The following is a 13268-nucleotide window of genomic DNA, read 5'->3' as shown; positions in this document are numbered from 1 at the left end:
ATGTCTTATGCTAATGGCTAGTCACCTGCCCATGTCTGGCTAAGGTGAGGCAAGGTGGCCCCAGACTCTGCAACTGGGGCCAGTAACGGAGAATACCTCCTCAGTGCAACGCAGCACTCGGCCCGAAGTGTTCGTAGTGACGATGCTCCTCGGGTACACCGAGAGCCTCCAGCGCCTTGTCCATGTCGCGCATGAACGGCAGCGGACCAATGAAGTAGCAACTCGGAACCTGGCCATCGGGCAGGTACTTGGTAAGCAGATCGCGATCGATCAAGCCCTTGTACTGCTGCGTCTCCTCGGAGGTCGGCTCGCTGTAGAAGAAGCGATAGGTCAGGGCATCGCCATGACGTGCGACCAGCGACTCGATATGTTCGCGGAATGCATGTACCTCGTGATGACGAGCGCCATGTAGGTAGACGACCCGGCGCCCTTCGTCCAAAGCCTGCTCCACCAGTGACAGCATGGGCGTCTGCCCTACTCCGGCGCTGACCAGAAATACCGGTGCATCGCGGTCGTCGAGAATCAATTCGCCCACGGGCGGCAACAGCTTGACGTGATCGCCTACCTGCACCCGATCATGCAGGAAGCGACTGGCGGCACCTTCGGCTTCACGCTTCACCGAGATTCGATAGTGATCTTCGCCCGGCTTGGAAGTCAGGCTGTACTGGCGCAGGGTACGCTGACCGTCGATATCCAGGACAATTCCGATGTACTGGCCCGGACGGAAGCTCGAGATCGGCTGGCCGTCGCTGGGCTTGAAGTAGAACGAGACGATCTCGCTGCTCTCCTGAACCCGGTCGACCAACTTGAAATCCCGTTCACCGCGCCAGCCCCCCGGCTCCTTTTCCAGGCGCTGATAGCTGGACTCCTCGGCATTGATCAGGCGATCGGCGAATTCCCAGTACAGCCCACCCCAGGCATCGGCGACTTCGGGCGTGACTGCATCGCCCAGTACGCGTCCGATGGCTTCCATCAGGCACTCGCCGACAATGGGATACTGGTCGGGCTGCAGGTTGATGGCAACGTGCTTGTTGATGATCGGCGCCGTAAGCGCTTCCATTGCCTGCGGATCGTGGCGATTCAGCGCATAGGAAACGACCGCTCTAGCCAACGCCCGTGGCTGAGCGCCGGTTTCCTGATGGCGCATGTTGAACATGGAGCGTACCTCGGGGTAGCGCTCAAACATTAGCGGGTAGAAGGTACTGGCGATGGTCTCGGCATGTTCAGCAACGACAGGCGCCGTGGCTTCGATGACCTGAAGTTGCTTCTCGTTAAGTTCGCGCATAGAAGTTCCTGAGTCGATGGATACACTCTGACAGGGTGTGCATGGATATCCCTGACGAGATGAGAAAAATGCAATTTGTTGAATCGTTGGACAACCATGTTTCACTGGTTAACTGGTTACCATCAGTGCCGGAGATAATGGCGATACCGGGCCAGGCTAGTGACCAGCACGGCGATAACCAGCATCAGGACACAGCGCCAACCCAGCACATGCAGTTCCGGCGACACCGGTAACGGCGACCATCGCAGCGACTCCGCCAGGAGGTTGCAATGTGTTCATCATGTCACTCACTCCCCAGTTGGCCCAAGCACAGGCAGGCCTCTTCGAGGATCTGCCCGATTCGTGCCTCGGTACTGCACAAGGCGTTCACCTGGCTACAGGACTGACCGCAATAAAGTGCCATATCATCGATCTGACCGGTGGCATCCGACAGCGGTGAATCGGTGGAGAACAGGTACACGGGCTGACCATCCTGCTCGCCGATTATCGTGTCCGGATGGGCGCTGGCATACTTGCCCTCAAGCACCGCGTTGCGTAATACGCGTACCGGCGCCGGCTCGTGCCAGTTGCGCCGAAAGCGTGTCGTGTAGCAGGTTTCATCGGCCCCGGCCTGAACCACACGCTGCTTGTGATGGTCGTGGGCGTTGGCTTCGTGGGTGGCCAGCAGTGCGGTGCCCAGGCTGACACCCTGAGCGCCCAGCGCCAGGGAAGCGACTAGCGCCTGCCCCGAACCGACGCCGCCGGATGCAACCAGCGGTACGGGGCTGTCGGCGGCCAGTTGGGAAAGCAACGTGAAGGTGCCGGTGGTACCGCGTACGTGCCCACCGGCCTCGTGCCCCTGAACGATCAGTACATCGGCCCCGGCAGCCAGCGCCCGCTCAGCATCATGGCGGCTGCCTATCTGATGAATGACCTGTACCCCCTCTTCCTTGAGATGACGCACCAGCGGCTGGTCCACTTCCCAGAACAGCACCATGGTAGGCACGCCCAGCGAGAGGCACTCGCTCACCTGAGCCTTCAGTAGAGCCCGCTCCGTGGCGGCAGGGATCAGATTGACGGCGAATCGGCCCTCCCACTGGGCTTGGAGTGCCGTCACCTCGGCGCGGATGCGCTCGACGGGCTCACGCACCAGGCCCAGCACCCCGAAACCGCCAGCACGGGCGACCGCCACCGCCAGTCGGTGCCGGGAGACGCCGCCCATCCCGGCCAGCAGGATAGGCACACTACAACCCAGACTTTTCAGCAGCGGCGTCCGCAGAGCGTCAGGTAGGCCTACCACTGTCATGCCCAACCGGTTCGTTCGTACGATATGGTCATGCTTCGAATAGAGTGGTAGCCGGACATGGCTTGGCTCCTGTTCGATCAATGGTGTGGGGTCAGCGCTTCACTATTGCCGCTCAGTGCCTGTTGGTGGCGGCTGCCATCGGGCCCGAAGAGGACATTCGGCCAGGTCGGCGTCCAGCCATTGGGCCTGCTGAAAATCGACAGTACGGAGTAGCTGCACAGCCGCGACCATGTTGTCCTGCACGGCGAGGGGAGCCAGACGGGTCGTCATCGGAAACCTCATCTGCTCGAGCGACGAATAAAGTATACCGAGCCGTGCTTATGCAAATTAATGAAGTATATTAGGATTTAATATCATTATTTTTGTTATAAGGCGGTCTTCTTGGATATCGACCTGGCCCGTACCTTCTTGGAAATCGTACGTACGGGGAGTTTCATCGCTGCAGCTGAGCGGCTGCACGTCACTCAGACCACCGTCACGGCGCGCATCCATAACCTGGAAGCCCAGTTGGGCTGCCGGCTGTTTGTCCGCAACCGGAGCGGTGCTCGGTTGACCGGCAACGGCCAGCGCTTTGCCGGTCACGCCAGCCAACTGGTCAATACCTGGGAGGCGGCTCGCCGCGAGCTACCCTTACCCGAAGGAACCGAGGAAATGCTATCGCTGGGCGGGGAAATCAGTCTGTGGAATCCACTTCTGCTGGGCTGGCTGAGACAGTTGCATCCATGTAATGCCTCGCTAGCGGTACGTGCGGAAGTCGGGGAACGTCAGACGCTTCACAGAAGGCTCGAACAAGGAGCGCTGGATGCCATCCTCGTCCATCAACCCGATTACTGGCCGGGCATTCAAGTCGAGCAATTGCTCGAGGAAAAGCTGATCATGATCCGTAACCCCAGCGCCCCCGAGCCCTATATTTATGTCGACTGGGGAGAAGCCTTCCGTCATCAGCACGACACTGCTCTGCCCCACCACACCCGAGCCAGTCTGAGCATCGATCTAGGGCCGCTGGCATTGGAGTACCTGCTGGAACAAGGAGGAAGCGGCTATTTCCGCACCCGAGTGGCGCTGCCTTTCCTGCAGCAGGGACTGCTGGAACGTGTCCCGCATTCACCCGAGTTCGGTTACTCCGTCTATCTGGTCTACTCCCGCGAGCGCAGCAGCGCCCTACTGGAGCAGGCCTTCGCCATATTGCGAGAAACGGCCGTCGACATGAAAGTCTGGGAGACTACCGAATCCTCGTTGCATGTTTCCCGATAGAAATTCGGTCACATCGTTTCGGGGAACCATACAAGCGATGGTCCTTGTTCATTGAAAACTGTACGACTCGCTTGCCAAGGATGGGTCAACGTACCACCCGCGCCCAAGTCTGCGAATATCCACCCGCTGGAAAGTGCGCCCGTACGGCTGGCTTGTCCGTCACGGTAGAGAGCTGGCGGGTATGGTCGAGCAGCGCCTGCATGAACAACTGCAGTTCCATGCGCGCCAAGGGCGCCCCCGGGCAGACGTGAATTCCGGCGCCGTACAGCAGGTTGAGGCTCGGATCACGGTCGAGCCGGAATTCATCCGGGTCGCCGAATACCCTCTCGTCACGGTTGGCCGCGCCCCATAGCAGGGTCAGACGTTGTCCGGCCTCGATGCGTTGGCCACCGATCTGCACCGGACAAGTGGTGACGCGCCGGTTGGACATCAACGGAGCATCGATGCGCAGGATCTCGTCGATAGCGGCAGGCAACAGCTCGGGATTTCGTCGCAATCGAGCTTGCACCTCGTCATGCTCGGCCAGATAGTGCATCAGGATGCCTACACAGGCCGAAATGGTACCCAGTTCACCGACCGTCCAGTTGCGGATGATGCTGACCACTTCATCGTCGGTCAGCGGGCGTCCGTCGACCTGCTCGTTCATCAGGCGGGTAGTGACATCGTCCGGCGCCTGCATGCCGGCCAGACGCCGCTCCTTCAGCAGGCCACGAATTACCCCGTCGAATTCCAGCGCCAGTGTGCCCAATAACTCACGATCACCCGCCAGGGTCGCTGCTTGCTGGCGTTCCACCCAAGCCTGCAACGGTACGTGCAACGTATCCGGCCAGCCCATGAAGGCGCACTGCACCCGAAGAGCAAACGGCTGGCCAAGCGCGCTCATGATCTCGACCTCATCCTCCTCCGTCAGACTACCAACAAGCCTGACGGCAATGTCGCGACATAGAGGCTCGAAGTCGCGCATGGGTCCCGGGGCGAAGTAGGGCTCGATCAAACGTCGGAAACGGGCATGCTCCGGCGGGTCCATGGCATTGGGAACGGAGAGGTGGCGACTGGCAGCATTACTGAACGTCGTATGATCCTCCAGCACGCGTTGCACGTCGTCATGGCGGAACAGGGACCACTGCAGATAATCGCTGAAGGCGATCGGGCAACGCTGGCGCATCGCGTCATAGGCGGCGATCTGATCGTCGAGTACGGCGTCGGCGCGAGGATCCCAGTCCTGGCGGGGACAGTGCTTGCTCATGGGTCTCCTTCCGGTATCGGGCCCGGTATGCCAAACCCGATACGTGTAGGCGGGTAGAGATCTCATCAGACCAGACCGAGACCAAGTAGGCCTTGACTTAAATCAGGGCAAGGTAATGTGGCAAAAGGCGGGAGGTGGCATCCGGTCAATGACCGACGTGATCCGGCCTGTCGACGGTTTGCATCAGTAACGCCTGATCGATGTCATCGAAGCGCAGCACACGTCCTCCCTGTTCGTCGGCGAGCTGCCGTGCCACCTGAGCGTCGGAAAAAGAGGCCAGAACAACGCCCATGGCCCCCTTGAGCTGCGGGCTCACCACGTAATAGGCCTGGGTAGCATCGATGAGATAACGATCATCGGGGGCGTTCCAGTCACTGCGGCCCATATCGTGAACATAAAGGGCCACATTGCGTGTCCGGTGCTCCGGCTGTAACCACCAGCCGAGCATTTCCGCAACCGAACAGAATTTTCGCACCTCTTCGCCTTCTATCGCTTGCCCCTTGGGCCCCGGAAAGCTTTCGATCATCATGCCGCATACGTGGCATTCATCATCCTCATGAAAAGCCACTGGCCCACTCGGCTGGCGTTCTTCCTGGGAAGAATTACAGGCTGCCAGCCCCATCACTATCAACAGGCTCAGGATACGCAACCCACCGACAGACAGTTTATTCATGGCGAACTCCTATTACGATCTCACGCCTGCCGACGACGAAACGTCCAGTAGGCCAACAACAACGGACCGCTCACCCAGAGCAGCAGGCATAGCCATAATCCCTCTCCAGGCAGTGGCAGATCGCGGCCCAGCGTCAGCACGCCCAAGGCGCTGCCGTTCTCGAAGCCGGACAGATTGATCAGGCGATAGATATCGGTGGGATTGAGCAGCAGCAGCCAAGGCAGCAGCTCCGGACTGAAGCGTCCTTCGCTCACGACCAGCAGCGCCAGCAGGGCGAGATCGAACACCAACACGAACCAGAACCATACGCCCAGCGCCAGCCCGGCAGCGCTGGACTTTTCGGCAACCGTGCTGCTCAGCACGTAGGCCAACGCCAGGAATACCCAACCCAGCAGAGTGGAAGATGCCACGAAGCGTCCAAATGCCCACAACAGCAGGTTCAACTGGATCTCGTCGACCAGCAGGGCCATCGCCAGCACCGCCGCGCCGAAACCGATCAGCGTAGCAAGAGCGAGAATCAGGCCATGCCCCACGAACTTGCCCAGCAGTAGCTGCCCGCGCCCCAATGGATAAGCCAGCAGCAACAGCAGGGTACCGCTCTCGTCCTCACCTACAACGGCATCGTAGGCCAGCAGCAGCGCGATCAGAGGCATCAGAAAGGTGGCCAGGCTGGCCAGGCTGGCGACGGTAGCGGGGATCGACGTAAAGCCCACCTGGCCGGAAGCCGCTGCCCCGAACCAGGCAATTCCCACGGCCAGCACCGCGAACAGCAGGCTACAGGCCAACAGCCAACGGTTGCGCAAGCCGTCGTTGAACTCCTTGCGGGCGATGTGCCATAGCGGGTTCATCACGCGGTGCCCTCCTCTGTCTCTAGCTCCTGGGCCCGTTCCATGTAGTAACGGTAGAGATCCTCCAAGGAGGGCTGGTGCATCTCGATATCCTCCGGTGCGCCGCTATCGAGCAGCTCTCTCAGCAGCGCCAGCTTGTTGCCGTTAGTGACGGTCACCTCGATCTCCGTTCCTCCCCGCGGATTCGCCACGCAGCCGTCAACGTTCCAGCGCTGCAACCAGAGGTGGCTGCCCTGGACGCCATAGGCCCGGATGCGTGCCGGCAGGCCGGCTTCCGCTCTCAGGTGAGCCAGGCTACCGATAGCCAGCAGACGACCCCGAGCGAGAATCGCGGCACGATTGATGTGCGCCTCTACGCCCGGCAGCACATGGGAGCAGAGAATCACGCTGGTACCCTGCTGGCGCAGGCGGTCGATCAGCCGGTACAGCTCGTCGGTGGCGATGGGGTCGAGCCCGACGGTCGGTTCGTCCAGCAGCAGCAGACGGGGAGCGCCGAGCAGCGCCTGGGCCAGACCCAGTCGCTGTCGCATGCCCTTGGAGTAAGTCTTGACCCGCCGGTCCGCAGCGCCATCCAGCCCGACCTGGCCGAGCAACTCATCCACCTGCGCCACACCGGCGCCCTTGAGCCGGGCGAAATGTCTTAGCGTCTCACGACCGCTGAGCTGCGGATAGAAGGTGACATTTTCCGGCAGATAGCCGAGCTGACGTCGCACTTGCGGGGCCTGTGGCCGTTGACCGAGTACCCGGACCCGGCCGCTGTCGGCCTGCAGTAGACCGAGAATCAGTTTCATGGTGGTGGTCTTGCCCGCCCCGTTGTGGCCGAACAGGCCCAGCACCTCACCTTCACCGAGGCTCAAGTCCAGGCCATGCAGAACCGCTAGATTGGCGTAGTGCTGATAGACGGCTTCGAGTTCGACGACATTCATGACGCAGGCCCCTGCGGTTGGGTGAGCAGATCCGCGGTCGGCAGCTGCATCAGCGGATGGCTGTCCTGTACGCCCGGCGACTGCATGATCGGGAAGGCACGCTGCACCCAGCGCAGCAATTCGATTGCCGGGCTGTTCAGCAACAGACGAACCTGCGGGTACTTCCACAGCAGACGGTCCACGTTGTCATTGGGCGTATAGGCCAGATCGCCCAAGCCATCGTCATCGCGATCCCACCCCAGATAATCGCTCCAGTAGTTGCCCCGGCCCTCGACTGACCACTCCTGGGTGCGGGCGGCAACGTACTTGACCTGCTGCTGGTTGCCGACGAAGGCATTGTCTGAGATCCGGTTGTCCTCGGATCCTGCCGTGAGATGGATACCCAGGGTGCTGTCTTCGAAATGGTTATGCTCAATGGTGTTGAAAACCGAGTTGTAGATGAACAGCGCCTTGCCCTCGGCTCCGGATATCTGGCCGTCGCCCCCGGGTGTCGCGCGAAGGACACCGGTCACGACATTGTCCTTGAGCGTGGAATAGGTGATGTAATTCATCAGGATGCCGTAATTTTCATCCTGCTCGGAACGATTGCCGATCACCATCAGATTACGGCTTTGCATCAGCGCATAGCCGGTACGGGTGTGACGAGTCAGATTGCCGATCAATCGGTTATCGTGAGAGAACATGTAGTGCACGCCATAGCGCAGTTCCTCCAGAACGTTGTGTTCGAGACGATTGCCGTTGGAGGTTTCGATGTAGATACCGTCGCGTGTATGCCAAACGTGATTGTCCATCACCCGGGCACCGCTCACCGCATTGAGATGAATGCCGTTGCCTCGATCCTGGGAGCGAATGCTCGAGTCCCCCTCGATTTCGTTGCCGACCAGAGTCACGCCCCGCGTACTGTCGACCCAGATGCCGAAGCCCGGTCCCTTGAGTTGGTTGTTGCGCAGCACCGTACCGCTGGCTTGAGGCTGGATGAAGACGCCCGAGTCCAGTGCCGTCAGATCACGCCCCCAATCACGTATCGTGCACCCCGTGATTTCCACATCGGCTGCCGTGATGGTCAGCGCATTGCCCTGCCCTTGCGCCTGGATTACCGCACCTTGCTCGCAGTGAATCTGCATCGGCTGATCCACGCTGAACTGACCGACGTAGGCTCCGGCGGGCAACCGCCAGCGATTGTCCCCTTCAGCCTGAAGCGGTAGTTCGGTAATCGGGCGTGGCGACGCCAGTACCGCGCCGGATAGCCACAACAGCGCCAGAAGTGCACCGAGACGAAGGGGTAACGTGACCTGAAATCGAAGCACTGCGTTTACCTACGTTCTTGCGGACTGAACTGCCGGACCCGGGAATACCGGGTCCGGCAAGGGGCTTAGGCCGGTTCGACCAGCATCCGCCCACGCATTTCCATATGCAGCGCATGACAGAACCAGTTGCAGTAATACCAGTGCACCCCGGGCTTATCGGCGACAAAAGTCACCGAAGATGTCTGCTGTGGGCTGATTTCCATGCTCACCCCGTGGTTGACCATACAGAAGCCGTGGGTCACGTCCTCGACCTGGTCGAGATTGGTGATGGTCACGGTGACCTCATCGCCCTGCTTGACGGTGAACTCGTTGATGCCGTAGGCCGGTGCCACCGAGGTCATGTAGACCCGTACCTTGTTACCATAGCGAATGACCTTGTTGTCGCTCGTCAGGTTGATGCCGTCCTGCTGGGCGCGCTCCCGGGTCACTGCGAAGAAGGGGTCCTCGCGATCCCAGATCTTCTTGGTATGGATCTGATCGCGGCGCACCAGGATGCAGTCATGCGGCTCGGCGAAGGCCGGACCGTCGTGGACCAGTTTCATCTCGTCACCCGAGATATCGATCAACTGGTCATTTTCCGGATGCAGCGGCCCCACCGGCAGGAAGCGGTCCTTGGAGAACTTGCTCAACACCACCAGCCACTTGCCGTCGGCATCGCGGGTCTCGGTCAACGAGGCGTGGTTGTGGCCCGGCTGATAATGCACGTCGAGTTTCTGGCGGATGTAGTTGACGTCCTCGCCCTGATAGGCCCGCACCGCATCCGCCATGTTCCACTTGGCAACCTGACTGTCGATGAACAGCGTGGTGTAGGCGTTGCCGCGGCCATCGAACGTGGTGTGCAGCGGCCCGAGACCCAGCTCCGGCTCGGCGGCCACCACATCCCGCGGCGCCTTGAGCTTGCCGGCAAACAGGTCGTCGAGCCGGTCGATGGCGATCATCGTACAGGTCGGCGACAGCTTGCCGTTGGCGATGAAGTACTTGCCGTCCGGCGAGGTATTCACGCCATGAGGGTTCTTGGGTACCGGAATGTAGCGGGTCAGCTCCGAGCCCGCCCGGCCGTCTACCACCGGTACCTGGGAATCGCCCAGGTTGGTGAACTTGCCGGCCTTGATCGCCGCCTCGATGCGCGGAATATTGAAGACCACGACCCAGTCACGCTCGTTGCGCATGGTGCCGGCCAGATCCAGCGCTTTCTCCGAGTTGTAGCAGGAGGAGGCCGCGTACTTGCCGGTATAGTCGGCATCGGTATTGTCGAGGTTGCCGTCGACGATGACCTGGAAGGCCACTTCCATGCTCTCGGCGTCGATGGCGTTGAACATGGTGTAGCTGTTTTCCCCCTGCATATCGAACGAGCTACCGTCGTTGGGATGAGGAATCACGAACTCGGCATTGCAGAACACATACTGGGTATGCGGTACCTTCTGCAGCCGCAGCCCATGGATCGCCTGAACGTTGGGCACGGTGACGATCTTGTCGCACTTCATGATATCCAGGCGAATGCGCGCCACACGGCTGTTGGCCTTGTCGTTGATGAACAGGTACTTGCCGTCGTACTTGCCGTCGGTCATGGAGATGTGCGGATGGTGGGCATCGCCGTTGTGGTACTTGGCACTCTCGCCCAGCACATGCCTGCTCTCGTTGGTGAACCCCCAGCCGGTGGCCGAGTCGACGTTGAACACCGGGATGCGCATCAATTCGCGCATCGAGGGAACGCCCATCACGCGAACCTCGCCGCTATGCCCGCCACTCCAGAAGCCGTAGTACTCGTCCAGTTCACCGGGTTCGACGACGGCCTTCATCTGTGATTCCTTGACCGCCGCCGCCCAGGATTCACGACTCATCACCGTACCGCCCAGTGCCGTGGCCCCCACCAGTGCCGCCCCGCTCATGGCAGTCGCGCCCAGGAAGCTGCGCCGGCTAAGCCCCCCTTTCTCCAGAACTTCTCCGTTGTCTTTCGTTTCTTTGACGCTCATGCACGCTACTCCTCGAGGCGAAATATTAAGGGGGTCACTCAACCGATGCAGAACGTCTCGCCCCTGCGGCGATCGCATCGGGTTCCATGATTTGCACGGCGGGGATCAGCTCGGGCGCCGCGGGCACCGGGGGCTGTTTGTCTCGCTTCTTGCGTTTCTTGTTCTTTATTACCAATGGCGGGCACTTGTTCTCGTTGTGGTAGGTCATCTGGCAATCCAGGCAGTAATGGCATTCGTTGGCGTTGATGCGTCCATCGGGATGGATGGCCTGGATTTCGCACTCCTTGGCGCACAGTTGGCAGGGGTTACCGCACTCCTTGCGTCGCTTGAGCCAGTCGAACAGACGGAACTTGCTGGGTACCGCCAGCGCTGCGCCCAGCGGGCAGACATAGCGGCAATACACCTTGCGGGTGAACAGGTTGATCGCCAGCAAGGCCACGGCATAGGCCACGAACCACCACTGACGATCGAACTTCAGGGTAATGGCCGTCTTGAACGGCTCGACCTCGGCGAAGCGCTCGGCGGCAGACATTGATTGCAATGAAATGCCGAACAGCACCAACAGCACGATGTACTTGACCGCCCACAGCCGCTCGTGCACGGCAAAGGGCAATTCGTACTGCGGCACCTTCAGCTTGCGTGCAGCCTCGTTGATCAACTCCTGCAAGGCGCCGAACGGACACAGCCAGCCGCAGAAGATGCCTCGTCCCCAGAGCAGCAGGCTGGCGGCGGTGAAAGTCCATAGCATGAAGATGACCGGATCGCTCAAAAACAGCTCCCAACGGAAGTCCTCCATCAGTGCATGGACGAAGGTCAGCACGTTGACCACCGACAGCTGCCCCAGGGTGTACCAGCCGATGAACACCACCGTGAAGGTCAGGTAGCCGCGGCGCAGCCAGTGCAGGAACCTGGGATGTCGCGTGAGGGTGTCCTGCAGGAACAGAATCACCGTGAGCAGACCCAGCGCCACACCCAGCACCCCGATCTGGAAGCTCTTCTGGTACCAGATGTTGAGCCACACTGGACGGTTGGCCGCTTCCATGGCCGCCAACTCCTCGGCGCTAGGCTGCGGGCGCTCGAGATAGGCTTCGGGCAATTGATACGGCAGCTCGAAGCTGGTGAAGATGCCGTCGATAGGCCCGGTTCTGCGGCGTATCAGCAATTCCAGACTCCAAGGTGCGCCGGGGTCGAACTGGAAATGGTCACGAATGATGAAGATCGCCATCTCGCTGAATTCCGGCATGCCTTCGGCATACACATCGGAGAGACGCTGATAGTCGAGATCGCGAAAGCTGATGATGTTGCCGAACTGACGCAGTTGAACTCGATCGAAGATCCCACCGCGTACGTAGCCCGAGCCCTTGAAGGAGTACTCGCCGCGGCCCAGCACGGCGATGGCATGCTCGCCGGGCTCGAGCTCTTCCATCAGGAAGCGGTACTGAGCGTCACCGAGCAGATTGCGGCCGATGGTAGGAGGATTGAGATGCGTGACATACAGATCGATGAAGGTCTCGTCGATCTCATCGGCCGTAGCCGTGTCGATGCCTTCCGCCTCGGTTCCTTCGAAGGCCTTGTCGACCTCCCCGTGGGTCAGATGCAGACGCCGGATAGCACCATTGCCGGTCAGTTCAGTCCAGCTGGCGGGCGTGAACACATCCTCGCGCACAGTGGCCGGCTTTTGTGCCGTACCGCCCATCTCTTCGATCAGCCCCAGAGAAGCGGCTACGGTACGCGCGGCACGCATGATCGTTTCATTGACCACCATCGCCGTCACCGTCGCCCCGGAAATAGCGTCGACCGTGACGGCGCTGGGATCGCTTGAGTGGCCGACGATGACCCGCCGATCGGCCTCGATACCCTGATACTTGGCGTTGAAGGTGTAGAGTTCCTCTTCGGGAATACCTACCAGCAGGATCGGCTCGTGATGTTCAAGAACATAGGAATCCTGAATGACCCCTTCGGTATCGAGAATCACCTGGATATTGATCGGCTCGCCGGAGTAGGCCGGAATATCGACCACATCCAATGTCTGGAAGGCATAGCCGAGCACTTCGTCGCCAGCGGCAATGGTGCGAATCTTGAACTCGCCTTCGGGTTCGGATACCGAGCTGACGCTGGGGAATATCTTCTCGATACGCTGCTGCTCGAGCCCGCCGTAATCCTTGGCCTGCACCCCTTGAAAGATGCCGACCATCAAGGCCAACAGGAGCATGAGCCCACGTTTCCACAAGCATACGGTACTGAACATTCGAGGCTGATGGGTCCGCATGGCTATCCGGCTCGGGCTGCTGAGTGTGTAGCCATGTTAATGAATATGAAAAATACATCTTTTGACCCGGATCAAAGCCTTCACCGTTACCCACGCAAGCGCCAGGACCACGCCCGCCACAACGTGTGATGTGTCCCGTCCTGGAGTCTTCTTAAAGGCGTAACGAATACAGGGATCCGGCAGATGTTTGATGCAGGTCAAG

10 protein-coding genes are annotated in these 13268 nt (G+C 60.2%); 1 reads left to right on the top strand and 9 read right to left on the bottom strand.

Annotated features, from left to right (window positions below):
* Positions 1-100: 100 nt before the first annotated feature.
* Both hmpA and ACYQ12_RS00215 read right to left on the bottom strand, forming a co-directional pair.
* Positions 101-1285, bottom strand: coding sequence for an NO-inducible flavohemoprotein (gene hmpA / locus ACYQ12_RS00220; RefSeq protein WP_459865948.1), 1185 nt, complete (start codon positions 1283-1285; stop codon positions 101-103).
* 283 nt (positions 1286-1568) lie between these two features.
* Complete coding sequence (locus tag ACYQ12_RS00215; protein ID WP_459865945.1) at positions 1569-2570, bottom strand: NAD(P)H-dependent flavin oxidoreductase; 1002 nt, start codon at positions 2568-2570, stop codon at positions 1569-1571.
* A 381-nt stretch (positions 2571-2951) separates the two neighbouring features.
* Here ACYQ12_RS00215 and ACYQ12_RS00210 point away from each other — a divergent pair, with 381 nt between their 5' ends.
* Positions 2952-3824 carry a LysR family transcriptional regulator gene (locus ACYQ12_RS00210; RefSeq protein WP_459865942.1) on the top strand — a complete coding sequence of 291 codons (873 nt, stop codon included), beginning with the start codon at positions 2952-2954 and terminating at the stop codon, positions 3822-3824.
* A gap of 85 nt (positions 3825-3909) precedes the next feature.
* Here ACYQ12_RS00210 and ACYQ12_RS00205 read toward each other — a convergent pair whose 3' ends face one another.
* The 7 genes from ACYQ12_RS00205 to nosR all read right to left on the bottom strand — a co-directional run bounded on the left by ACYQ12_RS00205 (position 3910) and on the right by nosR (position 13009).
* The gene (locus ACYQ12_RS00205; RefSeq protein WP_459865940.1) at positions 3910-5070 is read right to left on the bottom strand and encodes a cytochrome P450; all 1161 of its coding nucleotides are present in this window, start codon (positions 5068-5070) and stop codon (positions 3910-3912) included.
* Positions 5071-5215: 145 nt separating this feature from the next.
* The gene (locus ACYQ12_RS00200; RefSeq protein WP_459865937.1) at positions 5216-5743 is read right to left on the bottom strand and encodes a nitrous oxide reductase accessory protein NosL; all 528 of its coding nucleotides are present in this window, start codon (positions 5741-5743) and stop codon (positions 5216-5218) included.
* A gap of 20 nt (positions 5744-5763) precedes the next feature.
* Positions 5764-6591: an ABC transporter permease gene (locus ACYQ12_RS00195; RefSeq protein ID WP_459866199.1), complete on the bottom strand. Its 828-nt coding sequence runs from the start codon at positions 6589-6591 to the stop codon at positions 5764-5766.
* Complete coding sequence (locus tag ACYQ12_RS00190) at positions 6591-7517, bottom strand: ABC transporter ATP-binding protein (RefSeq protein WP_459865934.1); 927 nt, start codon at positions 7515-7517, stop codon at positions 6591-6593. Before ACYQ12_RS00190 ends, ACYQ12_RS00195 begins: the two co-directional genes overlap by 1 nt.
* Positions 7514-8824, bottom strand: coding sequence for a nitrous oxide reductase family maturation protein NosD (locus tag ACYQ12_RS00185; protein WP_459865931.1), 1311 nt, complete (start codon positions 8822-8824; stop codon positions 7514-7516). The genes ACYQ12_RS00190 and ACYQ12_RS00185 overlap by 4 nt, the downstream gene beginning before the upstream one ends.
* Positions 8825-8889: 65 nt before the next feature.
* Positions 8890-10797, bottom strand: coding sequence for a TAT-dependent nitrous-oxide reductase (nosZ, locus tag ACYQ12_RS00180; protein ID WP_459865928.1), 1908 nt, complete (start codon positions 10795-10797; stop codon positions 8890-8892).
* Between the two features lie 34 nt (positions 10798-10831).
* On the bottom strand, positions 10832-13009 hold the full coding sequence (nosR, locus tag ACYQ12_RS00175) for a transcriptional regulator NosR (RefSeq protein ID WP_459865925.1): 2178 nt from the start codon (positions 13007-13009) through the stop codon (positions 10832-10834).
* Positions 13010-13268 lie beyond the last annotated feature (259 nt).

The sequence above is a fragment of the Halomonas shantousis genome (genome assembly GCF_054654615.1).
The sequence above is the reverse complement of the archived record's forward strand: the minus strand, read 5'-3'. Positions and strand labels throughout refer to the sequence as shown.

Coding starts and splice junctions, on each gene's coding strand:
- hmpA (WP_459865948.1), bottom strand. CDS start 1,285: ATGCGCGAACTTAACGAGAAGCAACTTCAGGTCATCGAAGCCACGGCG.
- nosR (WP_459865925.1), bottom strand. CDS start 13,009: ATGCTCCTGTTGGCCTTGATGGTCGGCATCTTTCAAGGGGTGCAGGCC.
- ACYQ12_RS00190 (WP_459865934.1), bottom strand. CDS start 7,517: ATGAATGTCGTCGAACTCGAAGCCGTCTATCAGCACTACGCCAATCTA.
- nosZ (WP_459865928.1), bottom strand. CDS start 10,797: ATGAGCGTCAAAGAAACGAAAGACAACGGAGAAGTTCTGGAGAAAGGG.
- ACYQ12_RS00215 (WP_459865945.1), bottom strand. CDS start 2,570: ATGACAGTGGTAGGCCTACCTGACGCTCTGCGGACGCCGCTGCTGAAA.
- ACYQ12_RS00195 (WP_459866199.1), bottom strand. CDS start 6,591: ATGAACCCGCTATGGCACATCGCCCGCAAGGAGTTCAACGACGGCTTG.
- ACYQ12_RS00205 (WP_459865940.1), bottom strand. CDS start 5,070: ATGAGCAAGCACTGTCCCCGCCAGGACTGGGATCCTCGCGCCGACGCC.
- ACYQ12_RS00200 (WP_459865937.1), bottom strand. CDS start 5,743: ATGAATAAACTGTCTGTCGGTGGGTTGCGTATCCTGAGCCTGTTGATA.